Here is a 23,035-nt window from a genome sequence, read left to right on the forward strand (position 1 = left end):
TGGTGCCGCGGACTTCGGGCGCCACGAAATGTGGACCGAAAATGTGTCACGAATCGGGACCAGGGTGCACTTTATGGGTGGCTGCCTCTCCGGAGGCCCGGCGCATCGGGCTTTCGGGGAGGCAGCTGCCCCTTAGCGCCCTATTTCCGAGGAGTTCCATGTCCACCAAAATTTCCAACTGGCCTGCGGCGACGCCCATGTGGGTGGACCTGGGTGTGGACGACCTCGCAGCTGCGAAAAGCTATTACGCAGACCTCTTCGGCTGGGACTTCACTCCCGGAGATCCGGAGGCCGGTGAGTACTCCCTCGCACACGTCCGAGGGCGTGCGGTGGCGGGCGTGGGGCCCAAGCAGGATCCGGGCGCGCCCACCGTGTGGATAACGTTCCTCGCATCAGATGACGTCAATGTCACCGCCAAGAAGATCAGCGCAGCCGGTGGAGAGCTGATAGCTCCTCCCTTTGACGTCATGGAATCCGGCCGGATGGCATTGGCAGCTGACAGCGTTGGCGCAACCTTCGGCGTGTGGCAGGCAGGTACTCACATCGGCGCCGAACGCGTCAATGAGCACGGCACACTGTGCTGGAACGAGCTCCGCACCCGCGACTTCGCCTCAGCGCGGTCCTTCTACGCCGAGGTTTTCGATGTCAGCTACCAGGATGTCAGCAAGGAAAGCCTGACGTACTCCACCATTCGCAGGCCGCTGGACGGCCGCGAAGTGGGCGGGGTTCAGCATGACCTTGACCTTGCCCCCAACACCCCCAACCACTGGCTGACCTGGTTTGCCAGCGACTACGTCCAGGGCACTGCGGACCGGGCCGTGGAGCTCGGTTCCAGCCTTCTGATGCCCGTCACCGAGACGGCACTGGGACGCATGGCCATCATTCAAGCGCCGCAAGGTGAGGTGTTCGGCATCATCGACGCACCCCGCATCGGCGAGTAACTGCGGGGCCGCCCTGAGACAGCAAGCGGGCTGAGGCAGCAAGCAAGTTCAGACAGCAGGCAAGTTCAGGCAGCAGCCGGGTTCAGGGCCTCGGCTATGACCTCATGCGCATGGGCCGCGGCGAGCGGGGCGGCCAAACGATGGACCGCCTGGAAAGTCCTGCGCACGGCAGGACCGTGCCACTCGGGCGGCAAGTAGTCAGCGGGGAGATTCGGGTCCCGGTACGGAAACTTGCGCCACATGGTGAGCATGGGAATGTAATAGCGGAAGGCGTCGCGTCGCAGCTCTTCGGTGGATTCAGCCAGGGCGATTTCCGGGTCACTGCCCACAAGCCCGGTCCAGTGCTGCTCCGCACCTTCGTAGAGTTCAAGGAATTCGGTGAACTGCTGATCGAGTTCCTTGAGGTCCCACCACTCGGAAATTTTGGGCCGCATGGGGCCGTCAAAAACGTAGTCGCTCCGGAAAAGATCCACGAACTCGATCAGCCCGCTTGCTGTGAGCCGCTCCCGGGCTTGCTCCAACTTGTGTGCGGGGGCGATCCACACACCGTTGGCTACGGAACCGAAGCCAAGGGCCAGCAAGGCGGACCGCAGCTGGTGCCGGCGGTTCCGCATGGATTCGGGCACGGAGAAGACCGCCAGCACCCAGGTGTCCACGGGCGCGGGCTGCTCCGGGGCAAAGATCCTGCGGTCACCTTCCCGGAACACATCACTGATGGACTCGGAGATTTTGTATTTGGCGATTCCGCCCTCGCGGACACTCTTCAGCACGCCTTTGGCCTTGAGCCTGGAGACTGAGGACCGCACGCCCGGAGCATCGTACCCGAGGGAGCCCAGCATGGAGATCAACGCTGAGACAGGCAAAGCATCGCCTGCATTTCGCCCGTAGAGGCCAAAAATGGTGACGAGCAGTTGCTGGTGGCGCACCGGGGGTGCCGGGACGGCGAACATCGAAAGGATCCTCATTTCCGCGCCGAAGTTCCGGCGCCAGTCCAGTTCATCATAGGTACCTGCAGCGTCGGGGAACGTGTGCGTCCCTGGTGCGCGTTTAGCCCAACAGGATTAACCCAGTGAAAGAAGAAGGAAGAGAACCGCAAGAACCAGCGCCACTGGAGTCATGACGAAACGCTCAGGCTTGCTCCGGGAGATCGCGTTCATGAAGACGCCCACAGCGAAGTAGGCCGTAAGCACCCACATGAAGATATGGGTAAAGGGTTCACTGACGAGTACCGGCGCCAGTCCCGCCTTCGCCAGAGCGGTGTACCCAAAGAGGGCGTACAGCGCGATCGAGACCACGCTCCCCACTCTCAGCTTTTGTGGCAGAACCTCATGTTTCCCACCCCAGGCAAACCGTCCCAGTGGCGCACCGGCTGCCAGTGCCACTTGGAAAACCGCCAAACAGCCAAGAATTATGCACGCGAGAATCGCATAGAGGTGCTCCACCGGCTAAGCGTAACCGTCAATGTGCGTAGCCGGAGTGGAACGCAGGATGAACGTGAACCGAAAGCTGACCACCGCATTCCAGGATCCAGCCGACTGGCCGCACCTTAGTAAGCATGCTTACTATAGAACCACGCTGATTCGAGGCCACCACCGCCTCGGAAGGTCCTTTCCGTATCAACGACAGGAAGCACATCATGGCAGGAAATCTCGTAGCCCGCTCCATTCACGACCTCACCGCCGCTGCATGGTTCGGCGGCTCACTGATGGGCGCCATTGGACTTAACGGTGCCGCAGCAGAAGCCAAAGACCCCACCGAGCGCACCCGCCTTTCAAGCAAGGGCTGGGGTAAATGGGCTCCTGTTCAGACTGCAGCTTTCGCAGGACACCTGGCTGCGGATCTGGCCATAGCCTGGGAGAACAAAGGCCGGATCGCCAAGCAGGACAGCGTCGCCTCGAACACCATCTACAAGACCGTGGTAACTCTGGCCGGAGCAGCCGTCACCCTGTACGCAGGCGTGGTGGGCAAGAAGGTTGATGAGCTTTCGGAGGAAGGCGCCGAAGGAGCCACGGAACCCCGCGCGGGCGCTTCGGATGAATTGAAGTCAGCCCAAACCCAGCTGAAAGCACTCCAGTGGGCCATCCCGGCATTCGCAGCTTGGGTGATCGTCCTTGGTGCCAAGCACGGCGAGATGCAGCGCCCCAAGAACATCCTCAAGGGCCTGCGCTAACCAAGCCCCCACGCCAGGACGGCACCGGCCAGGGTTCTGCAGTCGTGGTGCCGTTGGGGACATGCACCGTGGTGACCGTCCCGTACGCGGCAACCTCACCGGCGTCGGACGTTACATCAAAAGCCATGGTCAGCGAGGTCCGGCCGAGCGCCTGAATCTTCACCGTGGCGGTGATGCGCTGGCCGAACCACAGCTTGGCCTTGTAGTTGATGACTTGCTGCACCCGCGGAGCGTTGGGGAAATAGTCCGGCAGCTCCAACTTTCGGAACAGCTCGGCCTCCGCAGCCTCAACCCAGCGCAGGATGGCCGAATTGTGCTGGTGTCCGGAGGCGTCGGTGTCCACCCATTCCACCGTTCGCTCGACGCACGCCTCCGGAAAGCTGTCCATGATTGCTCCTAGCGGGCACTGACGGTGGCGTCGTCGGGATCGACGTCGACGGCGGCAACCGGCACCTCAGGCTGTGGCTTGGGAATCATGGCCACAGCGCCGGCGGCCAGTACTGCAATACCGGCGAAGATCGCGAAGTTGGCTTCGAAGGGCAACTTGGACCCTGCAATCCACCCACCAATCAGCGGCCCGGAGATGGCGCCGAGGCGGGCGAAGCTCAGTGCCCAGCCCGTCGCCGTGCCACGGACCTTGGCCGGGTAGTAGTCGGCGATGTAACCGGTGAGGACCAAGGATGTGGAGATGGAACCGACGCCGGCGAAGGCAACGAACAGCAGGTTCACCACCATGGTGTTGGGGAAGACCAGGAGCATAATGCCCAGGCCGCCCAGGATGTAGAACACCACCAGGATGAGTTTCTTGCCGTACTTGTCCGCAGCGCGGCCCAGGAGCAGGCCGCCGATTGCGGAGGCGAGGCTGAAGACCAGCAGGAACGTCAGGGAGGAGCCGAGGTCGTAGCCGGCCTTCTTCATGATGCTCGGCAGCCAGGTGTTCAGGCCGTAGACCAGTACCAGGCCGCAGAAGAGCGAGATCCAGAAGAACACAGTGGAGCGCAGGTACTTCCGGGAGAACATGGTGGTGATGGTTTTCCACCATGGGTCAGCCTGCATGCCCGCTACGGGGGCCACGGCAACAACTGGCTTGTAGTTGGAGATGTTCAGCTTGGCGGCCAAGGCCTTGGCCTCGGACTTCCGGCCCTTCGATTCCAGGAACTCCAGGGATTCGGGCAGGAACTTCCAGATGATCGGGATCAGGACCACCGGTGCTGCACCGATGGCAATGACTGCACGCCAGCCGCCCAGGGGCAGAACGAACAGGGCGGCCAGGGCTGCGGCAACAATACCCAGCGAGTAGCCGGAGTACATGAGGCCGTAGTTGTAAGAGCGCTTGTTCGGTGCCGAGTATTCTATGGTCAACGCTGCTGCCACCGGGATGACACCGCCCATGCCCAGGCCGCCGATCAGCCGGAAGAGGCCGAAGAGCTCCGGGGTGGGTGCCCAAGCGGCACCTGCCTGGGTGAGAGTGAAGATCGCCATGGAAGCCAGGAGCATCTTCTTGCGGCCCACAAGGTCGCTCAAGGTGCCGATGAAGAGGGCACCGATAAGCATGCCGATCAAGGCATATGACCCCAATCCGCCCAAAGCGAGCGGCGAAAGGTTCCATTCCTTGTACTCGGCGAGGGCCGGAAGGATGGCACCGAGGACGCCTACGTCATAGCCTTCGGCGAGGATCGCGAGCCAGCAGCAGAACAACACCAGGCCGGTGGTCTTTTTGGGCACGTTCCAGTTGTTGACGGGTGCAGTTGCCATGGCTACTTCACCAGAACCGATGCCGTGGCTGACTCGGGAGTCCAGCGCAGGTGGGTGTTGTTCTCGTCCATGTCCACTTCCTTGAGCAGGCTCAAGCGCGGACGGACAGCGTCGGTGCGTGAGCTGGGGGGTTTGCGGCGGCCGGCACGGAACTGGGGAATCCAATCAGCACCGGGGCCCTGGTATTCCTGCTCCGCTGCAGCGTGCAGCGTCCACTGGGGATCGTAGAGGTGCGTACGGCCCAGGGCGATCAAGTCCGCGCGGCCCGCCAGGAGGATCGAGTTAACGTCGTCGTAAGTGGAGATGGCGCCGACGGCGATCACAGCCGCGCCTGCCGGAGCGGCAACTTCCTGACGGATACGGTCCGCGAACGGGGTCTGGTAGCTGCGGCCGAAAGCGGGCTTCTCTTCCTTGGCCACCTGTCCGGTGGAAACATCCAGGCCGGCAGCGCCGTGTGCCACGAAAGCACGTGCTATTTCCACGGAATCGTCGGAGGTGTTGCCACCCTCAATCCAGTCCGTGGCGGAGATGCGTACCGTCAGCGGCTTGCTTGCAGGCCAAGCCGCGCGAACGGCGTCGAACACTTCAAGCGGGAACCGCAGCCGGTTCTCCAGGCTGCCACCGTACTCGTCGGTCCGCTTGTTCGATACCGGCGAGAGGAAGGAGGACAACAGGTAACCGTGGGCGGCGTGGATTTCCAGGAGGTCGAAACCTGCCTCGTCAGCACGGACAGCGGAGGCGACGAACTCGGCTTTGATGGACTCCATGCCGGCGCGGTCCAGTTCCACAGGAGTCTGGTTCCCGGCGCTGTACGGCAGCGCGGAAGGGCCGACGGCGGTCCAGTTGCCGGAGTCAAGGGGCTGGTCGATGCCTTCCCACATGAGCTTGGTGGAACCCTTCCGGCCGGAGTGCCCCAGCTGGGCGCCGATCTTGGCGGTGGAACGGCTGTGAACGAAGTCTACGATTTCCTTCCAGCTGTCCCGCTGCTCATCCGTGTAGAGGCCGCTGCAGCCGGGGGTGATGCGGCCCGCTTCGGAAACGCAGACCATTTCGGTCATCACCAAGCCGGCACCGCCCAGGGCCTTGGAACCGAGGTGGACCTTGTGGAAGTCGCCCGGAACGCCATCCGTGGCGGAGTACATGTCCATGGGGGAAACCACAATCCGGTTCTTCAGCTCCAGCCCGCCGATGCGGAACGGCTGGAACATGGCGGGAGCCACCTCGCTCAGTCCCTGCGACGATGCAAAGTGGCGGTCCACGGCGTCGGCGAACTCAGGATCACGCAGGCGCAGGTTTTCCTGGGTGATGCGGCGGCTGCGGGTAAGCAGGTTGAAGGCGAACTGCGTGGGGTCCTGGTCCTTGTACTGACCGATCCGCTCGAACCATTCAAGCGATGCCTGTGCCGCGCGCTGGGTGGACGCGACCACGGGCCGACGCTCTGCCTCATATGCAGCCAGCGCCGACTCGACGTCAGGGTGCTCGTGCAGGCAAGCGGCCAGAGCCAGCGAGTCCTCCATGGCCAGCTTGGTGCCGGAACCGATGGAGAAGTGTGCCGTGTGGGCGGCGTCGCCCAGCAGCACCACATTGTTGTGGCGCCAGCTCTCGTTGCGGACCGTGGTGAAGTTGATCCACTTGGAGTTGTTGGTGAGGACCTCGTAGCCGTTCAGTTCCTCTGCGAAGATCTCGCGGATCTTGGCGATCGCTTTCTCGTCCGAGACGCCGGGAGGGAAGACCTCGTTGGCAGTCTCGTCGAAACCGGCCGCGTGCCACACGTCCTGGTGCATCTCCACAATGAACGTGGAACCTTCATCCGAGTACGGGTAACCGTGGATCTGCATGACGCCCCACTCGGTTTCCTTCACAAAGAACTTGAAGGCTTCGAAGACCTGGTTGGTGCCGAGCCACATGAACTTGTTGGTCCGGGGGTCCAGGTTGGGCTTAAAGGAGTCAGCGTACTTGGCGCGGATCTGGGAGTTGATGCCGTCCGCGGCCAGAACAAGATCGTAGTTGGCTTCAAGCTCTTCAACGGCAGGGGCGAGGGTGCTGAAGCGTACGTCCACGTTCAGTTCAATGCAGCGGCGCTGGAGCAGCTCCAGCAGTTCCTTGCGGCTCATGGCGGCGAAGCCCTGGCCGCCCACCGTGATCATCTGGTCGCGGAAATGGATGTCAATATCGGACCACCGGGCGAAGCGGCGGCTCATGTACTCCGCCACCACGGGATCGGCGTTGCCGATGCCGCCCAGCGTTTCATCGGAAAACACGACGCCGAAGCCAAAGGTGTCGCTGGCAGCGTTACGTTCCCAGAGGGTGATGTCGTGCGACGGGTCCAACTGCTTCATCAGGGCTGCGAAGTACAGGCCACCGGGGCCGCCTCCGACGATTGCGATTTTCATCTCTAGTGCTCCTTCTCAGGCCTGGCTCTGGCCGGCGGGGGTAAGTTGTTCGGTCTGGCTCCCGGTCTTGTCCTGTGAGAGGACCCTGTCGCGGAGCTTGAAATGCTGGAGTTTGCCGCTGGGATTGCGTGGAAGTTCGTTGACGAAGCGGACATCCCGCGGGTACTTGTACGGGGCGATGGTCTGCTTCACGAAGTCCTGGATTTCCTTGCGCTTGGTGGCATCGCCGGTGACGCCCTCGCGGAGGACAACGAATGCGCAGACGATGCTGCCCCGCTCTTCATCCGGAACCCCGATGACCGCGTTCTCCACCACGTCCGGGTGCTGGTCAATGGCCGTCTCAACCTCGGGCGCACCGATGTTGTAGCCGGAGGAGACAATCATGTTGTCCGAGCGTGCCTGGTACGTAAAGTACCCGTCTTCGTCCATGGCGAAAGTGTCACCGGTGACGTTCCAGCCACGGACCACGTAGTTGGCCTGCCTCGCGTCATCCAGGTAGCGGCACCCGGTGGGGCCAATGACGGCCAGGCGTCCGATGTTGCCCGGGCCCAGTTCGTTGCCGTCGTTGTCCAGGATGGTGGCACGGTAACCCGGTACTGCGCGGCCGGTGGTTCCGGGGCGGATGTCATCCCCTGCCGCGGAAATGAAGACGTGCAGCATCTCCGTGGCACCGATCCCGTTGACCAGCCGCAAACCCGTAGCCTCATGCACGGCTTCCCAGGTTTCCTTGGACAGGTGCTCTCCCGCGGAGACAGCCATGCGCAGGCCCCGGAGGAGATCTCCACGCTGCTCCTTAAGAATGGCCCGGTACGCCGTGGGTGCAGTGAAGAGAATGGTGGCACCGGCCGCGGCTGCTGCCTGGGCCAACTCCACAGGGCCGGCCTTCTCAGTCAGGAGCGAGGAAGCGCCGAAGCGGAGTGGGAAGACCACCAGCCCGCCGAGCCCGAACGTGAATGCCAACGGCGGGGACCCTGCGAACACGTCATCCGCCGTGGGCTCCAGGATGTACCGGGCGAAGGTGTCCGCATTGGCCAGGATGTCCCTGTGGAAATGCATGGTCACCTTCGGCACGCCGGTGGTGCCCGACGTCGGACCCAGGAGGGCAACGTCATCCGCCGCTGTGTCCACTGGAGTGAACTTGCCACTCTTGTGCTCACAGCGCGAGGCGAGGTCGCCGTCGTCGTCGAATCCGTTGCCGGCGCCGTACGTCAGGACCTTCACCTGGTCTCCTGCCGCGATGGTGAGCTCGTCCACAAACCGGTGATCGGAGATGGCTACCACCGGCTTGGTGAGTTCTATCAGCGTGGAGACCTCGCTGGAGCGCAGCATGGGCATGGTGGTGACAACCACGGCGCCGGTCTTCAGTACACCGAGCCAGGCTGCCACGATCCAAGGGTTATTGGGCCCACGGAGGAGCACGCGGTTGCCCGGAACAACCCCGAGGTCTTCGGTGAGCACCTGGGCTACCTGGTTTGAACGCTGCTGGAGCTGACCATAGGTCCACACCGAGCCGTCCGGTGTCCACAGGGCAGGCCGGTCCGCGCCGAACCTTTCGACAGCGTCGTCGATCAGCACGGCAGCGGCGTTGAGCCGTTCCGGGTATTTGAGTTCGGGGAGGGTGAATTCAAGCGCAGGCCAAGTATCGGCGGGCGGCAAGTGGTCGCGGGTGAACGTGTCCACGTGGGCCGATGGCATCATGCTCATGGCCGGTCCTTTCAGTGGTGCGTCGTTAGAGCGAGGGAGTTGGGAGTTGGGGGTACTGCTGTTCAGGCTCCGGCGCGGATCATGCCCTCTTGGGCCACAGTGGCAAGGAGTCTTCCTTGGCGATCGAAGAAGCGGCCCATGGCCAGGCCCCTGTTGCTTTGACCGGAAATGGCGTCCTGGGCGTAGAGCACCCAGTCGTCCGCGCGGCCGTCCCGGTGGAACCACATGGAGTGGTCCAGGCTGGCTGTGGCGAGTCCCGGGGTGGACCAGTTGAGTCCGTTCACCCGGAGCAGCGGCTCCAAAATCGTGTAATCGCAGACGTAAGCCAACGCTGTGCGGTGGAGGTCGGCGTCGTCGGGCAGGGCGTCGAAGGCTTTGACCCAAATCGCCTGCTGCGGCACTGAACCGCCTTCCAATTCGATATATACCGGCCCGGGAATATGGCGCATATCGAAGCTGCGTCCGGTGGACCAGTAGTCCGCGGCCTTGCCGTCCACGCCGTCCAATGCTTCCGCTGCCGAACGCAGGGACTCAGGCTCGACGGCGGCAGGAGCCTCGGGTTGGAAATCCGGACCGTCCTCGGGAACCTGGAACGAGCCCATGGCGGCGTACACGGGCTTGCCGTTCTGGAAACCGCGAACCGTGCGGGTGGAGTATCCGCGGCCATCCCGCAGGCGTTCCACTTCGTAGCGGACACTGGAACCGATATCCACCGGACGCATGAAGTAGCTGTGCATCGAGTGCAAAGTCCTGTCAGCATCAACGGACCGCATCATAGCGGCCGCGGCCTGTGCCACCATGTCTCCACCATAGGCTTTTGGCCACGGCACGTACTGGGTGGTTGCTTCATAGGCTTCGTCAAACACCTCGGCTGTTGTGGGCGTGAGTTCAACGGCCTTAAGGAAAGTCTCGGAGGTCAGGGTTCCAGTGATCATGGTTTAGGCCCGGCGGTAGTCGGCGAGGGTTTCGTCGGCAACGTCCTCGAGGTTGACCACGAGGTTCTCCGGCGTGCGGGCCGTGAGCCAAACGAGTTCTTCGGTGATGGACATGTTGGCTTCAACATGGGGCATGAACGGCGGCACGAACACCCAGTCGCCGGCTTTCATGTCAATGAACTCGGAGTAGTTCTCGCCGAAGTAGATCCGGCCGTGGCCGCGCAATACGTAACCGCCGGTCTCAGCCTCGCCGTGGTGGTGCGGGAGTGAGCGGTATCCGGGAGTGTTGGACACCTGGCCGAACCAGATCTTGGTTGCCGGCGTGTGCTGGATGCTGACGCCGGAGACCCGGATGCAGTCACCGGACTGGGCCGTGTTGGTATCTTCGGCACCGGCGCGGGTGACTACCGGGACAACCTTGCCGTCGGCCTGGGCGTAGATGGAGTTATCGCCGTCGAGGCGGTATTCGGTGGTGCTCTGGCTCATGGGGTTCTCCTTTGTTGTTAGACGGTTGCTTCAGCGTGTGCGTGGATTCGGAACTGGTTCTCCAGCCGGCCGATCCCATCGATTTCAGTGGTGAGGACGTCGCCGTCCTCGAGGTAGCGCGGCGGGGTCATTCCCATTCCCACTCCCCCGGGCGTGCCCGTCAGGACGAGGTCGCCGGGACGCAGGACGGTGAACTGCGATATGTAGGACAGCAGCTGTGCCGGGCCGAACACCAAGGTGCTGGTGTTCCCATGCTGCACCAGCTCGCCGTTGACGTAGCCGCGGACCTCAAACTCTTCCCCGGCCTCATCCGCCGTGACCATCACCGGGCCTACCGGGGTGGTGGCATCCCACGCTTTGCCTTGGAACCACTGCAGGGTGCGGCTCTGCCAATCGCGCATGGAAACGTCATTGGCAACCGTGTACCCGCCAATGGCCTCACGGGCCTGGTCTTCGTCCGCACGGAACAGTTCAGAACCCACGACGACGGCCAGCTCGGCTTCCCAGTCGACGCGGCCACTGCCATGGACTTCCACGGCGTCGTTGGCTCCCAGCAGAGTGTCCGCGTACTTGGCGAACAGCGTGGGATATTCCGGAAGTTCACGGCCCATTTCCTGAATATGGTCGCCGTAGTTCAGGCCGCAGCAGATCACTTTGCCGGCACGGGGCAGGAGCGGCGCAAGGTCAGCGTCCGCCGCAGCGATGAGGTTGATCTCCGTGGACGCTTGGTCCTTGTCCGCCGCAGCTTCTGCTGCCTTCTCTACAACAAGACGCCACTGCGGCTGGGCCAGCAGGGCCCCAACATCAAGGGCCGGCAGCGTGAGGTAAGAGCCGGCGCCCGTGACGAGCGCCGCCGTCGTACTTCCGCCGGCCGTACGCAAGGTGGCTAGTTTCATTGCGGGTTCCCTTCGAGATTTTGTGATGTGTCGACTTTTTTACGATCGTCACATATGCTCAACGTAGCACGGCGGAAATGATCTGCACAGAGGCTTTCCAAAAGTTTTTTGCAGTTGCCACAACGAGGAGGAACAGCATGAGCCACACAACGATCAACCCGGAATCGCTGCCCAAGCCATCGGGCTTTGCCCACGGGATCCTGGCCGGCAACACCGTTTTCCTGGGCGGGCAGACGGCCCTGGACAAGAACATGAACATCGTTCCCGGCGGCATCGTGGAGCAGTTCACCCAGGCGTTCACCAACGTTTTGACCACTCTGCGCGAGGCCGGCGGGCAGCCCGAAGACTTGGTCAACGTGACCATCTACCTCACGGATGTGGATGACTACATGGCCAACGGACGCGAAATCGGACGCATCTGGCGCGACATGGCTGGTTCGCAGTACCCCGCCATGGCCGGAATCGGCGTCACGCGTCTTTGGCAGAAGGAAGCCCTCATTGAAATCCAGGGCATCGCGGTGATTCCGGAGCGCTAATCCTCTGGAGTTTTTGTACAGATACCGCCCCTAAAACCGCTTCTAAAGGGCATTATCTGTACAAAAACTCCCGGCTATGACGCAGGATTGGCCTATGGGAACCGTCACCGAATACTTGGAAAGCGTCACCGAGGACAACCGCTCCATTTTGGAACGGATTGTGGGGATCGCCCGCGAGCTCGCGCCCGATGCCGAAGAAGGCGTCAGCTACGGCATGCCCGCACTGCTGGTTGATGGCAAGGGCTTCCTCAGCGTGCTCGAAACCAAGAAACACTTGGCCCTGTACCCGTTCAGCGGGCAGATCCTGCCGGAAATGTCCGAGGAGCTTGGGGGTTACTCGTGGTCGCCGGGGACGCTGCGGTTTTCTGCGGACAACCCAGTGCCGGACTCCATGGTGCGCCGGATCCTGGAGACGCGATTGGCAGCAATTCGGAAGTAATCAGTGCTTGGCGGAAACGTCCTGGGAGATGGCGTGTGCCGTGGCCACAACTTCCTGACGGACCGCGTCCAGGTACTTCGCCGGATCCGGCTGGGCGGCCACAGCCTGAGCCTGCAGGGACACGTTGATCGCAGCCACATTGTCGCCGTTGTTGTGGTTCCACACCGGGGCAGCAATGGACATCAGCCCGATCTCCAGCTCCTGGTCCAGCAGGCACCAGCCCTGCGAACGGACCTGCTCGACGGCGGCCCTCAAGTGGGGGACGCTGGCGACGGTTCGCGGGGTGAGTGGGGTGAGTTCCGCCGTCGAGAGGTAGGCCTCTAGCTTGGCCTGCGGCAATCCGGCGAGCAGCACGCGACCCATGGACGTGGCATAGGCCGGGAAACGCGTGCCCACCGTGATGCCCACGTTCATGATCCGGCGCGTAGCCACGCGGGCCACGTAGAAGATGTCCGGCCCGTCCAACACCGCTGCGGACGTGGACTCCCCCAGCTTCAGGCTCAGTTGCTCCAGGTGCGGCTGTGCCAACTGCGGCAAGGACAATGCCGACAAATACGAGTAGCCGAGCTGCAACACCTTTGCCGTGAGTGCGAAAGTCTTGCCATCCGTACGGACATAGCCCAGCTCAACCAAGGTGTGCAGGAAGCGGCGGGCCGTGGCACGGGTCAGATCCGTGCGGGCAGCGACTTCGCTGAGTGTCATCACCGGGTTGTTCGCGTCGAACGCCCGGATCACCGCCAGACCCCGGGCCAGCGACTGAACATACTGATCGCTGGCTTGTGGGGTTCCTGCGGAGTCGGTCATGGTTACCAATCCTAGATTGCGTTGCGGGCCCCACAACGCGAGGGGGCCAACGTTGCGGGGCCTACTCTGCGCGCTTGGTTCACGAAATGGCGCGCAAAGCGGGCCCCACAACGCGAGGGGGCCAACGTTGCGGGGCCTACTCTGCCTTCTTCAAGGGCAGCGGCACGAGCTCCTGGATTTCTTCGAGGGTGCAGCCGAACGTCTCCCGGACGGTGACGCCGTGGGGTCCTGTGAGGAATACAGCCTTGTCCGTGTACACGCGGGTCACGCAGCCCACGCCGGTGAGCGGGTAGCTGCACTGCTCCACGAGCTTGGACACTCCCTCGCGGGTCAGGAGGGTCATCATCACAAACACATCCTTGGCCCCGGTGGCCAAATCCATGGCGCCACCCACCGCCGGGATGGCGTCCGGAGCGCCGGTGTGCCAGTTGGCGAGGTCACCGGTTGCAGAGACCTGAAAAGCCCCGAGGACGCAGATGTCCAAGTGCCCGCCACGCATGATCGCGAACGAGTCGGCGTGGTGGAAGTACGAGGCCCCGGGCAGCTCGGTGACGGGAATCTTGCCGGCGTTAATCAAATCGCCATCGATCTCATCACCAACAGCCGCCGGGCCCATGCCGAGCATCCCGTTCTCCGTGTGGAGCGTGATGTTTTGTTCCTCAGTGAGGTAGTTGGACACCAGGGTGGGCTGGCCGATGCCCAGGTTCACGAACGAACCGGGGGCGATGTCGCGGGCCACCAGCTGGGCGAGTTCGTCGCGGCCCAACGGCTTCTCCGAGGTTTGGAGGCTGGTTTGGGTGCTCATGATCAAGCCACCTTTTCTGCGCTGGAACCGCTGACGCGGACCACGCTGTTGACGTAGATACCGGGTGTCACCACGTTCTCCGGATCCAGGGAACCGGTAGGCACGATTTCCGAGACCTGCACGATGGTGTGCTTGGCTGCGGCGGCCATGATGGGTCCGAAGTTCCGGGCAGTCTTGCGGTAGACCAGGTTGCCCTTGCCGTCAGCCTTGAGTGCCTTGATCAGCGCGACGTCGGCGTGGATGGGCGTTTCGAACACCTGCCATTTCCCGTCCAGCAACCGGGTTTCCTTGCCCTCGGCCAGCGTGGTGCCGTACCCGGTGGGGGTAAAGAACCCGCCAATACCGGCACCGGCAGCACGGATGCGCTCGGCGAGGTTGCCCTGCGGAACCAGTTCCAGCTCGATCTCACCCGCATGGTATTTGGCGTCGAAGTGCCAGGAATCGGACTGACGGGGGAAGGAACAGATCATTTTACGGACCCGGCCTTCCTTGATGAGCAGCGCCAGGCCCTGATCGCCCTGGCCGGCGTTGTTGTTCACCACGGTGAGGTCCTTCGCACCGCATTCCATGAGGGCGTCGATCAGTTCGAACGGCTGCCCGGCGTTGCCGAACCCGCCGATCATCACAGTGGAACCATCCTTGATCCCGGCAACAGCCTCGCCAACAGTGTCAATAAATTTCAGCATGATCCACCTATTCCGATACGCCCGCAGTAACGTTTTCGAGCACCACTGCCAGGCCTTGGCCCACGCCGATGCAGATCGCTGCGACGCCCCAGCGCTGCCCTGAAGCCTGCAGGGACCTGGCGAGCGTGCCCAGGATGCGCGTGCCGGAAGCACCCAGCGGGTGACCCATGGCGATCGCGCCACCGTGCTGGTTCACGATTGCGGGGTCAATCCCCCACGCGTCAACGCACGCCAGCGACTGCGCGGCAAACGCTTCGTTAAGTTCGACGGCGCCCACCTGGTCCCAGCCGATGCCCGCCTTCGCGAGGGCCTTGTTAGCGGCCTCCACCGGGGCGAATCCGAAGAACTGGGGATCATTGCCGTGCGCACCGCGGCCCGCGATCCGGGCCAGTGGTTCAAGGCCAAGGATGGACGAAGCAGCCTCTGAGCCGATCCACGCCGCCGAAGCACCATCAGACAACGGCGAGGCGTTCCCGGCGGTGACCGTACCGCCGTCGGGCCCGTCAGACTCAGGCCGGAACACGGTCTTCAATCCGGCCAGCTTCTCCGCAGACGAACCGGCGCGGATGCCCTCGTCACGGACGAGGTCCGTGCCGGGAACCTGTGACACAAGGTTGTCGTAGAAGCCTTCGTTCCACGCAGTGTCGGCCAGGTTGTGGGAGTCGGCCGCAAAGGCATCCTGCCGTTCCCTGGTGATGCCGTACTTTTCGCGGAGCCGTTCGGTGGCCTCGCCCAAGGAGATGGTCCAGTCCTTGTTCATGGCCGGGTTGACCAATCGCCAACCGAGCGTGGTGGAGGCCAAGGTCATGTCGCCAGCCGGGTAGGGCTTGGACGTCTTGGGCAGCACCCACGGCGCACGGGACATGGATTCGGCGCCACCCACCAGCATCAATTCAGCGTCACCGGCGTTGATCTGCCGCGAAGCGATGATCGCCGCGTCCAACGAGGAACCGCAGAGCCGGTTGACCGAGGTGCCGGGAATGGAGACCGGCAGGCCAGCCAGGAGCGTGGCCATGCGGGCTACGTTGCGGTTTTCCTCGCCGGCACCGTTGGCGTTGCCGAAAACCACTTCATCGATCCGCTCCGGATCCAGCCCCGGCGCACGCTTGACGGACTCGCGGACCACGTGGGCGGCAAGGTCATCCGGGCGGACAGCAGCAAGACCGGAGCCGAACTTGCCAAAGGGCGTGCGCACGGCGTCGTACACAAAAGCCTGTTTCATGGGTTTCTCTTTCTCTTCGCCCAACCAGGTAGCAGTTCAGGCCGTTGTGAACGATGAAAACGGCCTGACGTGCAGCTCAATTGGGTTGGTTGGCGTCAATCTCGGCGAATACTTTCTGGGCCGTCTTGAAGGCCGAGTTGGCCGACGGCACACTGCAGTAAATGGCGGTCTGCAGCAGGATTTCCTTGATTTCGTCCCTGCTCAGTCCGTTGTTGAGGGCTGCCCTGATGTGCATGGCCAGCTCCTCCCAGTGGCCATGCGCCACCAGTGCCGTGAGGGTGACGGCGGAACGCATTTGCCGGCTCAGGCCCGGCCGCGTCCAAATGCCACCCCAGGCGATCCTGGTGATCATGTCCTGATAGTCCTCAGTGAAGGAATCCTTGGCGGCGTTGGCGCGGTCCACGTGCGCATCGCCCAGCACTTCGCGGCGGACCACCATGCCGGCGTCGTAAATGTCCTGCGCAGTAGCCTCGGGCTGTACGGCGCCATTCCGTTCGGAAGCGTTGTATTCAGGGCTCACAGTCCGTTCTCCTTCATGAAAGTGCGCATCAAATCAGCCACGGCGGCCGGTGCCTCTGCCGGGGCGAGGTGCCCGACGCCGTCGAGCGTTTCCACCACGGCAGACCCTCCACCGGCGCGGATGCCTTCGGCCGTTTCTTCGGCGAGCGACGGCGGCGCTACTGAATCCTCGACGCCGGCAATCACCTGGGTGGGGACAGTGATGCTGCCGAGTTGCTCGCGAACGTCGAAAGTGGCGAGGGCTTCGCAGCAGAACGAGTAGCCAAAGCGGTCGGCGTCGCGGAGCGCGTGCAGGAGGCGGCTGCTGATCTCCGGCTGGCGGTCCATGAAGCCGGGCCCGAACCAGCGCTCGGCGGAACCTTGGATCATCACGGGTGTGCCGAGTTTCCGAACCGTCCCGGCACGTTCCAGCCAACCCTCGGGGGTGCCCAGCTTGGCGCCGCTGCATTGGACGGACAGGCTGCGGAGGCGGTGGCCGTGCTTGATGCCGAGCTGCAGGCCCGTGGCCCCGCCCAGGGAAACACCGGCGTAGTGGAACGCTGATTCCGGCGACACCGAGTCAACAAGATCCACGACGGCGTCAGCCAGTTCCGCAACATCGAAGCCTTCCGTGACGGTTGGCGAGATGCCGTGACCGGGGAGGTCCCAGCCGATGACGTCGTAGTCATCGCCGAGGAGGGCCGCCGTTTCAGTCCACAGCACAGTGGACGTGCCCAGCGACGGACCCACTACCAAGAGCGGCTTGGCTCCGAGTTCGCGCTGCGGGGACAGCAGCACGGCCTTGACTGTTGGCTTAGCCACGAGTGGCTCCTTTCGAGGTTCCTGCATAATCCGGGTAGGCGGCCAGGATGCGGCGGCTGATCTCCGCGGCCTCGCCGAGGTAGCTCGCGGGGTCCAGGAGGGCGTCAAGTTCGGCGTCAGGGAGCTTGTCCGCGGGGACGGCTTCCCGCAGGAGTTTGGTGTAGATGCGTCTCTGTTCTGCAGCAGGCGCCTTCAGGGTTTCGTCGACGACGCCCTGCAGCTTCTGCTTCCCGTCCTCGCCCAGGAGAGGCGCGACGGCGGCCGACACACCTTCGCTGAGCAGCAGCGGCCCGGAGATTTCCAGGTTCCTGCGCATCGCATCGGGGAAGACGCGGAGGCCCTCGGTGAGTTCGCGAAGGTGCCCGGCGGCTCCGAGCGCAAGGGCCAGGAGTTGGCGGAGCGCGGGCCATTCACTGTGCCAGGCACCATCGGGTCGCTCGTCGTTGAATGTTGCTGCGGCAAGGTGCAGTTGCGCTGCCAGACCGGGAGCCTGCAACGCCGCACTGCGGATCAGCACGGACAACACGGGGTTCTGCTTCTGCGGCATGGCAGAGGAAACACCACGGCCGGCAGCCAAGGGTTCGCCGAGTTCGCCGACTTCCGGGCGACTCAGGAACAGCAGGTCTGCAGCGATCTTGCCGAAGGAATCGATCAGGGCGGCGAGCCCGTCGCCGAATGCCGTGACGGCGATCCGGTTGGTGTGCCACGGGGCGTGAGCAGGAGCCAGTCCAAGCCGTGCGGCCAGGGAATCCGCCAAGGTGAACGGCGTCGAGCCGGAGCCTGCCGTCAGCTTGGTCCCGGAGGCCAACGTTCCGCCGGCGCCACCAAACTGCACCGGCAAATCCAACGACTCCACACGGGAAGCCGCAGCCGTCACCCCCTGGAACCACTGCGCAGCCTTGAGCCCGAACGTGTAGGGAAGCGCGTGCTGCGTCAGACTCCTGCCCACGCACAGCGTGTCCGCATGCTGCTCCACCAAGGTGGCGAGCGCCGTCGTCGTGCGCTTTGCTTCAAGCAGGAGCTCCGAAACGGTGCGGCTGGCGAGCAGCATCAGGGCAGAGTCCAGGACGTCCTGGCTGGTCAGCGAGGTGTGGACAGCTTTGGTGGCGCCGATCCCGGAGGCGTCCAGCTCCCGGACGCGGGCGCGCAAGTCGCCGAGCAGCGGGATGACCGGGTTTCCGCCACCTTGGGCGCGTTCCGCTACTGAAGCTACGTCGTAGAAGTCAACATGGGCGGCTTCGGCCACCACAGCGGCAGATCCGGCAGGAACCAGTCCCGCTTCCTCAAGGACTGCAGCCCAGGAGGCTTCGACGTCGAGGATTGCCGTCATGACGGCACGGTCACCGGTCAGCGCGGCCACAGAGGGCGACGCCGACACCGGGCTGAGGAGGCCGAAGTCGCCGCTGGTCATGCCTGGTTTTCCTTGGCTGAATGGTCCGCGTTGACGCTGGTTTCCAATGAGCCGTCCTGCTGGAAGTCCAGGAACACGGTTTCGTCGCCGCCCTGCAGACGGATGTCCCAGGTGAGGCCGCCGTCGGGATCGCGGCGTGCAATGAGAGTCTTGCGGCGCTCGGGGTCCAGGGAGCTCAAGAGAGGATCCTTGGCGAGGGCTTCCTCGTTTTCCGGCAGGTACATGCGGGTGAAGAGGCGGTTCATGAGGCCGCGGGCGAAGACGGCCACGGAGATGAACGGCGCTGCGCCCGGCTTAAGCGGGCCGGGGTTGACCGTGGTGAACGTGTACACACCGGAGTTGCCCACGGAGCCTCGGCCCCAGCCGGTGAACGTGTAACCATCGCGGACCAGAGAGCCGGTGCGCTGGACGATGTTGCCCTCGGAGTCCGGCTGCCAGATTTCCAGGATGGCGTCCGGGATGGGGTTGCCGGCGCCGTCGTACACGGTGCCTTGGAGGCGGATGCTGCCCGGGACGCCCGGTGCCAGGAGTTCGTTGTCCTTGGTGAACGGGAGTGCGTAGCCGTAGAAGGGGCCTACGGTTTGGCCCGGTGTGGGTGCCAGCTTGCTCATGCGCTTACTCCTCGTCCCCGGCGTCGCCGTATGCTTCGTTTTCCGTCCAGGTCCGCTTGGAACCGGTCAGGATGATGTCCCACTTGTAGCCCAGGGCCCATTCAGGGCTCGTCAGCTCATGGTCGTACTGTGCCACCAGGCGGTCGCGGGCGTCCTGGTCCACGATCGACTGGTAAATGGGGTCCAGCGGGAAGAGCTGATCGCCCGGGAAGTACATCTGGGTGACGATCCGCTGGGTGAATTCCGAGCCGAACATGGAGAAGTGGATGTGCGCCGGACGCCAGGCGTTCAGGTGGTTCTTCCACGGATACGCGCCGGGCTTGATGGTGGTGAAGCTGTAGGAGCCATCCGCGCCGGTGATGCAACGCCCGACGCCGGTGAAGTTGGGGTCCAGCGGTGCGGGGTGCTGATCGCGCTTGTGGATGTAGCGGCCGGAGGCGTTGGCCTGCCAGATCTCCACGAGCTGGCCCGCAACCGGCCTGCCGTCGCCATCAAGGACGCGGCCGGCCACGATGATGCGTTCACCCTGGGGTTCGCCGTTGTGCTGGATGGTCAGGTCCGACTCCAGGGCGTGCACATCCTGGTGACCGAAAGCTGGCGAGTAGAGTTCGATCGTCTCCGGGTCCGCGTGATGCAGGTTCTTGGTGGGGTGGCGCAGGATGCTGCTGCGGTAAGGCGCGTAGTCCAGGCGCGGCATGGTCTCCGGTGCCCGGCCGTTCTTGAGGGCCTCGGCGTAGCGGTCGCCCATGGCTTTGATCTCAGCACTGAGATCGGCCTGGGTCTCCACCTTCTTGGACTCGTGTGCGGCGTGTGGCTCAGCTGGCGGCACGAGTTCCTCTGATTCGAGCGCCTGTGCTGTCTGTTCCTGTGGCACGGCCGGCTCCTTTCGGTTGACGGTTCTGGTTCATTTGCGGGGCAGCGGATTTACACCCGGTGGAGCGAGTCATATTGGACGGCGTGGCGCACAGGGGCGTTGGGCGCCCCATAGCCGTCATAGTTGCCGCGGCGCTCCACCATTTCGAAGAACACACTGCCCACGGTGGCGGTGTAGAAGTGGAGGAACTCGCCGTTGGCGTCCCGGTCATACAGGAGGTTGAGCTCCTTGAGGGTGGCCAGGAATCCGGGTTCAAGATCGAACCGGGCGTCCAGGTCCTCGTAATAGTTGGCCGGAATCTGCAGGAACTCGAGGCCTCTCTCTTGGGCGGACCGGGCAGCTGCCACGAGGTTGTCCACGGCGAAGGCGATGTGTTCCTGGTATGTTTTGCGCGCTGTTTGTGCCTGCTGGGCCGGTGCCAGATTCAGGACCAGCCGGACTGCCCCGTTGCTGGTCTCCATCACCTGCGAGCGCACCAAGCCGCTGGGGCTGGGGACTTCGGCGAACGGCTGCGGTTCCAGTGCAAGGGCGCTGGTGTAGAAGAGGACGGCTTCGTCAAAGTGTTGCCACGGCTGGGCCAGGTTCACGTGGTCAATGACCGCGTTTTGTGTTTCCGTGGACCGGTCCAAACCTTCGCCGAACTCGTGCGTCCACGCTGCGGTGCCGTCCGGGCTTCCCTGGCACAGGAAGATTTCCGTGGAGTCCGGGGCGGAGATGCCTTGGAAGACTTCCTCGTCAGCCTGGACCTTGCGGGCCACCACAGGCGCCTTGAGTTGCTGGGCGCGAGCGGAGGCAATCACTGGGGAGTCGACGTCGAACCCCAATGCGGCGATAGCCGGCTCGGAGTGCGAGGCAGCTTGCTCGTTGATGATCACGCGGGCCTGGCCCATGGTCCAGAGCTGGACGTCTTTGGTGCGGTGCCGGCCCTGGAATCCGAACCCCAGCTGGCCCAGGAGCTTCTCCAGCTGAGCGGTGTCGTCAGCTTTTACTTCGGCGAAGTTGAAGCCTGCGGGCTCGTTCACCTTGGGCAGCGTGGCCAGTTCCATGGGATAACGACGCCGGGACGCGGCTTTGTTGTCCGGCGCATCTGCACCGGAGGCATTGGCGAGCCACTTGGCGCTCTGCTCCTCCAGCCAAATGAGCGATCGCATGGCGTCCACGGCGGTGCGCTCGGTGTCCGACTGACGGAAGACGTCGTTGAAAACCTCAAGCGACACCGGGCCCGTGTACCCGGCGCGGACAACGTGTCCCAAGAACTTGGCGAGCTCGAACTGTCCCTCACCGGGGAAAACCCGGTAGTGGCGGCTCCAGGACAGCACATCCATGGAGAGTTTGGGGGCGTCGGCAACCTGGACGAAGAAAATTTTCTCCGCGTTGATCTGCTCGATCGGTGCGGTGTCCCAGTCGCGGGACAGGATGTGGAAGGAGTCCAGGCAGGTGCCGAGGTTGGGGTGGTCCACCATCTCAACCAGGCGGTAGGCGTGCTCGTAGTCATTGACGTATTTGCCCCACGCCAGGGCTTCGTAGGCAACCTTGACGCCGTGCGCCCCGGCCAACTCTGCCAATTCCGCGAGCTGCCCGGCCCTGAGATCGTCGTCATCGATGGTGGCCGTCGCGACGTTGGAGCACACCAGGATGGTGTCCATGCCAAGGCGCTCCATCAGCTTGAACTTGGCCTCGGCCCGCTTGAGGTTGGCCTTCAGCAAATCCGGAGTGACGCCGTCGAAATCGCGGAACGGCTGGTAAAGGTCAAGGCCCAAACCCAGATCCGCAGCCATTTTGCGGACTTCCTCCGGGCTCAGCGGTGAGGTGACGAGGTCCTGCTCAAAGATCTCAATGCCGTCAAAACCCGCGATCGCGCAGGCCTGCATTTTCTCCTTCAGCGTGCCGGACAGGCAGACCGTGGCAATCCCGGTGCGCATCAGTTGCCCGCCTTTGCAAGCTGGGGGGCTTCTTCCTCTTTGGCAATCAGCTCCAGGAAGTGTGCCCGCATCCGCTCCCGGTCAGCTTCGCGTCCCGTGATCAGCTGGAAGGCGTCCGCAGCCTGACCCACTGCCATCCGGCCGCCGTCCAGGACCTCGCAGCCCTTGGCGCGCGCTTCGCGGACCAGCTGCGTTTCGATGGGCCGGTAGACGATGTCCGCTACCCAGTGCCGGGGCTGCAGAAGGTCAATGTCCAGGGGAAGCCCGGGGTGGGCGGCCATGCCTACCGGGGTGCAGTGCACCAGGCCGTCAGCAAGGTCCATGATGTGGCTCAGCTCGGTGGTGCTGCGCGGGGTGACCGTGGCTTCGGGGAAGAGTGCGCCCAGCTCGGAAGCGCGTTCCGCAGCACGGGCAGGGTCCATGTCCACCAGGTCCAGCGTGCTGACGCCGGCGGTGAGGAGCGCGTAAGCAACGGCCGAGCCGGCACCGCCGGCACCGAGCTGCACCACGCGGTCCAGCTTCGCCCCGGGGAGTCCGTCGGCGAGCGCCGAGCCGAAACCCGAGAAATCCGTGTTGTGGCCTATCAGCCGATCGTCCCGGATCAGGACGGTGTTGACGGCACCCAGGCGCGCGGCGTCGTCGGAAATTTCATCAAGGTGCTTCAGTACCAGCTGTTTGCACGGGTGCGTGATGTTAAGGCCGTTGTAGCCCATGCGCTGGGCTGCGATGAGGAGATCCCCGACGGCGGTGGCCGGCAATGCCAGCTGCAGGAGGTCGATGGGGCGGTACAGCAAGCGAAGGCCCTGCACATCGGCTTCACGTTCATGCATGGGCGGCGTGAGCGAGGGCATGACGCCTTCGCCTATGAGGCCCACCAGAACGGACTCGGCTCGGTTGCTCATCCTAAAGCTCCTTTGACTTCAGCACCGTGGACCGTGGGCGCTTTCTGAGGGCGCCGCCGGTCCGGGTGTTATTTAGATTACTACAAGTGTTCATATTCCGCACGCTTGTTCTTATCGCGAACATTTATGCGGCATGCCTTGGGTTTAAGGTGCGTTGTGGGGCCTGCTCTGCGCGGCATTCCGGGGTTTTGGGGCGCAAATCGGGCCTCACAACGGGCGGGGG

At 63.5% G+C, this 23,035-nt stretch carries 24 protein-coding genes; 4 read left to right on the forward strand and 20 right to left on the reverse strand.

Translation table 11 applies throughout. The features are described from left to right. Window positions 1-158: 158 nt before the first annotated feature. Window positions 159-941 carry a VOC family protein gene (locus ABI796_RS19450; protein WP_174754567.1) on the forward strand — a complete coding sequence of 261 codons (783 nt, stop codon included), beginning with the start codon at window positions 159-161 and terminating at the stop codon, window positions 939-941. Window positions 942-1,006: 65 nt separating this feature from the next. Here the strand turns inward: ABI796_RS19450 and ABI796_RS19455 are convergent, their stop codons facing one another. Both ABI796_RS19455 and ABI796_RS19460 read right to left on the reverse strand, forming a co-directional pair. After that, a complete protein-coding gene (locus tag ABI796_RS19455; RefSeq protein WP_246095833.1) occupies window positions 1,007-1,906 on the reverse strand; it encodes a PaaX family transcriptional regulator C-terminal domain-containing protein in 900 nt (299 codons plus the stop codon). Between the two features lie 96 nt (window positions 1,907-2,002). Then, a complete protein-coding gene (locus ABI796_RS19460) occupies window positions 2,003-2,236 on the reverse strand; it encodes a hypothetical protein (protein ID WP_246095834.1) in 234 nt (77 codons plus the stop codon). 341 nt (window positions 2,237-2,577) lie between these two features. Here ABI796_RS19460 and ABI796_RS19465 point away from each other — a divergent pair, with 341 nt between their 5' ends. Then, window positions 2,578-3,111: a hypothetical protein gene (locus ABI796_RS19465; RefSeq protein WP_141284277.1), complete on the forward strand. Its 534-nt coding sequence runs from the start codon at window positions 2,578-2,580 to the stop codon at window positions 3,109-3,111. Here ABI796_RS19465 and ABI796_RS19470 read toward each other — a convergent pair. The 7 genes from ABI796_RS19470 to ABI796_RS19500 all read right to left on the reverse strand — a co-directional run bounded on the left by ABI796_RS19470 (window position 3,095) and on the right by ABI796_RS19500 (window position 11,280). Continuing rightward, window positions 3,095-3,499, reverse strand: coding sequence for an acyl-CoA thioesterase (locus ABI796_RS19470; RefSeq protein ID WP_141284279.1), 405 nt, complete (start codon window positions 3,497-3,499; stop codon window positions 3,095-3,097). The two genes, ABI796_RS19465 and ABI796_RS19470, sit on opposite strands and share 17 nt — an antisense overlap. Before the next feature lie 8 nt (window positions 3,500-3,507). Then, complete coding sequence (locus ABI796_RS19475) at window positions 3,508-4,866, reverse strand: aromatic acid/H+ symport family MFS transporter (RefSeq protein WP_141284281.1); 1,359 nt, start codon at window positions 4,864-4,866, stop codon at window positions 3,508-3,510. Window positions 4,867-4,868: 2 nt separating this feature from the next. Beyond that, window positions 4,869-7,259, reverse strand: a complete 2,391-nt coding sequence (locus ABI796_RS19480) for a bifunctional salicylyl-CoA 5-hydroxylase/oxidoreductase (RefSeq protein WP_141284283.1) — start codon at window positions 7,257-7,259, stop codon at window positions 4,869-4,871. A gap of 15 nt (window positions 7,260-7,274) precedes the next feature. Continuing rightward, window positions 7,275-8,963, reverse strand: coding sequence for an AMP-binding protein (locus ABI796_RS19485; RefSeq protein ID WP_141284285.1), 1,689 nt, complete (start codon window positions 8,961-8,963; stop codon window positions 7,275-7,277). A 62-nt stretch (window positions 8,964-9,025) separates the two neighbouring features. Beyond that, window positions 9,026-9,898: an acyl-CoA thioesterase II gene (locus ABI796_RS19490; RefSeq protein ID WP_141284287.1), complete on the reverse strand. Its 873-nt coding sequence runs from the start codon at window positions 9,896-9,898 to the stop codon at window positions 9,026-9,028. Between the two features lie 3 nt (window positions 9,899-9,901). Next, on the reverse strand, window positions 9,902-10,384 hold the full coding sequence (locus ABI796_RS19495; RefSeq protein ID WP_141284289.1) for a cupin domain-containing protein: 483 nt from the start codon (window positions 10,382-10,384) through the stop codon (window positions 9,902-9,904). A gap of 17 nt (window positions 10,385-10,401) precedes the next feature. Then, window positions 10,402-11,280 carry a fumarylacetoacetate hydrolase family protein gene (locus tag ABI796_RS19500; protein ID WP_141284291.1) on the reverse strand — a complete coding sequence of 293 codons (879 nt, stop codon included), beginning with the start codon at window positions 11,278-11,280 and terminating at the stop codon, window positions 10,402-10,404. A gap of 137 nt (window positions 11,281-11,417) precedes the next feature. Here ABI796_RS19500 and ABI796_RS19505 point away from each other — a divergent pair, with 137 nt between their 5' ends. Both ABI796_RS19505 and ABI796_RS19510 read left to right on the forward strand, forming a co-directional pair. Then, on the forward strand, window positions 11,418-11,816 hold the full coding sequence (locus ABI796_RS19505) for a RidA family protein (protein ID WP_090821857.1): 399 nt from the start codon (window positions 11,418-11,420) through the stop codon (window positions 11,814-11,816). Between the two features lie 94 nt (window positions 11,817-11,910). Beyond that, window positions 11,911-12,255 (forward strand): iron chaperone, encoded by a 345-nt coding sequence (locus ABI796_RS19510; RefSeq protein ID WP_141284293.1) that lies wholly within the window; start codon window positions 11,911-11,913, stop codon window positions 12,253-12,255. Here ABI796_RS19510 and ABI796_RS19515 read toward each other — a convergent pair whose 3' ends face one another. From ABI796_RS19515 to ABI796_RS19565, 11 genes are all read right to left on the reverse strand, one after another. Beyond that, the gene (locus tag ABI796_RS19515) at window positions 12,256-13,059 is read right to left on the reverse strand and encodes an IclR family transcriptional regulator C-terminal domain-containing protein (protein ID WP_141284295.1); all 804 of its coding nucleotides are present in this window, start codon (window positions 13,057-13,059) and stop codon (window positions 12,256-12,258) included. A gap of 136 nt (window positions 13,060-13,195) precedes the next feature. Next, window positions 13,196-13,864, reverse strand: coding sequence for a 3-oxoacid CoA-transferase subunit B (locus tag ABI796_RS19520; protein ID WP_141284297.1), 669 nt, complete (start codon window positions 13,862-13,864; stop codon window positions 13,196-13,198). Between the two features lie 2 nt (window positions 13,865-13,866). Continuing rightward, window positions 13,867-14,550: a 3-oxoacid CoA-transferase subunit A gene (locus ABI796_RS19525; RefSeq protein ID WP_141284299.1), complete on the reverse strand. Its 684-nt coding sequence runs from the start codon at window positions 14,548-14,550 to the stop codon at window positions 13,867-13,869. Between the two features lie 7 nt (window positions 14,551-14,557). Continuing rightward, window positions 14,558-15,772, reverse strand: a complete 1,215-nt coding sequence (locus tag ABI796_RS19530; RefSeq protein WP_141284301.1) for a thiolase family protein — start codon at window positions 15,770-15,772, stop codon at window positions 14,558-14,560. Window positions 15,773-15,848: 76 nt separating this feature from the next. Continuing rightward, on the reverse strand, window positions 15,849-16,292 hold the full coding sequence (gene pcaC / locus ABI796_RS19535) for a 4-carboxymuconolactone decarboxylase (RefSeq protein WP_141284303.1): 444 nt from the start codon (window positions 16,290-16,292) through the stop codon (window positions 15,849-15,851). Beyond that, entirely contained in the window at window positions 16,289-17,092 is an 804-nt protein-coding gene (locus ABI796_RS19540; protein ID WP_141284305.1) for an alpha/beta fold hydrolase, read from the reverse strand. The genes pcaC and ABI796_RS19540 overlap by 4 nt, the downstream gene beginning before the upstream one ends. After that, window positions 17,085-18,503, reverse strand: a complete 1,419-nt coding sequence (locus ABI796_RS19545) for a lyase family protein (RefSeq protein WP_141284307.1) — start codon at window positions 18,501-18,503, stop codon at window positions 17,085-17,087. The genes ABI796_RS19540 and ABI796_RS19545 overlap by 8 nt, the downstream gene beginning before the upstream one ends. Beyond that, window positions 18,500-19,114, reverse strand: coding sequence for a protocatechuate 3,4-dioxygenase subunit alpha (pcaG, locus tag ABI796_RS19550; protein WP_141284309.1), 615 nt, complete (start codon window positions 19,112-19,114; stop codon window positions 18,500-18,502). The genes ABI796_RS19545 and pcaG overlap by 4 nt, the downstream gene beginning before the upstream one ends. Window positions 19,115-19,118: 4 nt before the next feature. Continuing rightward, on the reverse strand, window positions 19,119-19,988 hold the full coding sequence (pcaH, locus tag ABI796_RS19555) for a protocatechuate 3,4-dioxygenase subunit beta (RefSeq protein ID WP_141284311.1): 870 nt from the start codon (window positions 19,986-19,988) through the stop codon (window positions 19,119-19,121). 50 nt (window positions 19,989-20,038) lie between these two features. After that, window positions 20,039-21,910 (reverse strand): bifunctional sugar phosphate isomerase/epimerase/4-hydroxyphenylpyruvate dioxygenase family protein, encoded by a 1,872-nt coding sequence (locus ABI796_RS19560; RefSeq protein ID WP_141284318.1) that lies wholly within the window; start codon window positions 21,908-21,910, stop codon window positions 20,039-20,041. Beyond that, window positions 21,910-22,812, reverse strand: a complete 903-nt coding sequence (locus ABI796_RS19565; protein WP_141284320.1) for a shikimate dehydrogenase — start codon at window positions 22,810-22,812, stop codon at window positions 21,910-21,912. Before ABI796_RS19565 ends, ABI796_RS19560 begins: the two co-directional genes overlap by 1 nt. Between the last annotated feature and the right edge of the window lie 223 nt (window positions 22,813-23,035).

This window comes from Paenarthrobacter aurescens (assembly GCF_041549525.1).
Taxonomy (GTDB): domain Bacteria; phylum Actinomycetota; class Actinomycetes; order Actinomycetales; family Micrococcaceae; genus Arthrobacter; species Arthrobacter aurescens.

Bases quoted from the DNA above. Each gene is read 5' to 3' on its own strand.
- pcaG (WP_141284309.1), bottom strand. From the start codon at position 19,114: ATGAGCAAGCTGGCACCCACACCGGGCCAAACCGTAGGCCCCTTCTAC.
- ABI796_RS19485 (WP_141284285.1), bottom strand. From the start codon at position 8,963: ATGAGCATGATGCCATCGGCCCACGTGGACACGTTCACCCGCGACCAC.
- ABI796_RS19455 (WP_246095833.1), bottom strand. From the start codon at position 1,906: ATGAGGATCCTTTCGATGTTCGCCGTCCCGGCACCCCCGGTGCGCCAC.
- ABI796_RS19560 (WP_141284318.1), bottom strand. From the start codon at position 21,910: ATGCGCACCGGGATTGCCACGGTCTGCCTGTCCGGCACGCTGAAGGAG.
- ABI796_RS19495 (WP_141284289.1), bottom strand. From the start codon at position 10,384: ATGAGCCAGAGCACCACCGAATACCGCCTCGACGGCGATAACTCCATC.
- ABI796_RS19505 (WP_090821857.1), top strand. From the start codon at position 11,418: ATGAGCCACACAACGATCAACCCGGAATCGCTGCCCAAGCCATCGGGC.
- ABI796_RS19470 (WP_141284279.1), bottom strand. From the start codon at position 3,499: ATGGACAGCTTTCCGGAGGCGTGCGTCGAGCGAACGGTGGAATGGGTG.
- ABI796_RS19465 (WP_141284277.1), top strand. From the start codon at position 2,578: ATGGCAGGAAATCTCGTAGCCCGCTCCATTCACGACCTCACCGCCGCT.
- ABI796_RS19480 (WP_141284283.1), bottom strand. From the start codon at position 7,259: ATGAAAATCGCAATCGTCGGAGGCGGCCCCGGTGGCCTGTACTTCGCA.
- ABI796_RS19510 (WP_141284293.1), top strand. From the start codon at position 11,911: ATGGGAACCGTCACCGAATACTTGGAAAGCGTCACCGAGGACAACCGC.
- ABI796_RS19490 (WP_141284287.1), bottom strand. From the start codon at position 9,898: ATGATCACTGGAACCCTGACCTCCGAGACTTTCCTTAAGGCCGTTGAA.
- ABI796_RS19545 (WP_141284307.1), bottom strand. From the start codon at position 18,503: ATGACCAGCGGCGACTTCGGCCTCCTCAGCCCGGTGTCGGCGTCGCCC.
- ABI796_RS19525 (WP_141284299.1), bottom strand. From the start codon at position 14,550: ATGCTGAAATTTATTGACACTGTTGGCGAGGCTGTTGCCGGGATCAAG.
- ABI796_RS19450 (WP_174754567.1), top strand. From the start codon at position 159: ATGTCCACCAAAATTTCCAACTGGCCTGCGGCGACGCCCATGTGGGTG.
- ABI796_RS19515 (WP_141284295.1), bottom strand. From the start codon at position 13,059: ATGACCGACTCCGCAGGAACCCCACAAGCCAGCGATCAGTATGTTCAG.
- ABI796_RS19475 (WP_141284281.1), bottom strand. From the start codon at position 4,866: ATGGCAACTGCACCCGTCAACAACTGGAACGTGCCCAAAAAGACCACC.
- ABI796_RS19565 (WP_141284320.1), bottom strand. From the start codon at position 22,812: ATGAGCAACCGAGCCGAGTCCGTTCTGGTGGGCCTCATAGGCGAAGGC.
- ABI796_RS19500 (WP_141284291.1), bottom strand. From the start codon at position 11,280: ATGAAACTAGCCACCTTGCGTACGGCCGGCGGAAGTACGACGGCGGCG.
- ABI796_RS19520 (WP_141284297.1), bottom strand. From the start codon at position 13,864: ATGAGCACCCAAACCAGCCTCCAAACCTCGGAGAAGCCGTTGGGCCGC.
- ABI796_RS19530 (WP_141284301.1), bottom strand. From the start codon at position 15,772: ATGAAACAGGCTTTTGTGTACGACGCCGTGCGCACGCCCTTTGGCAAG.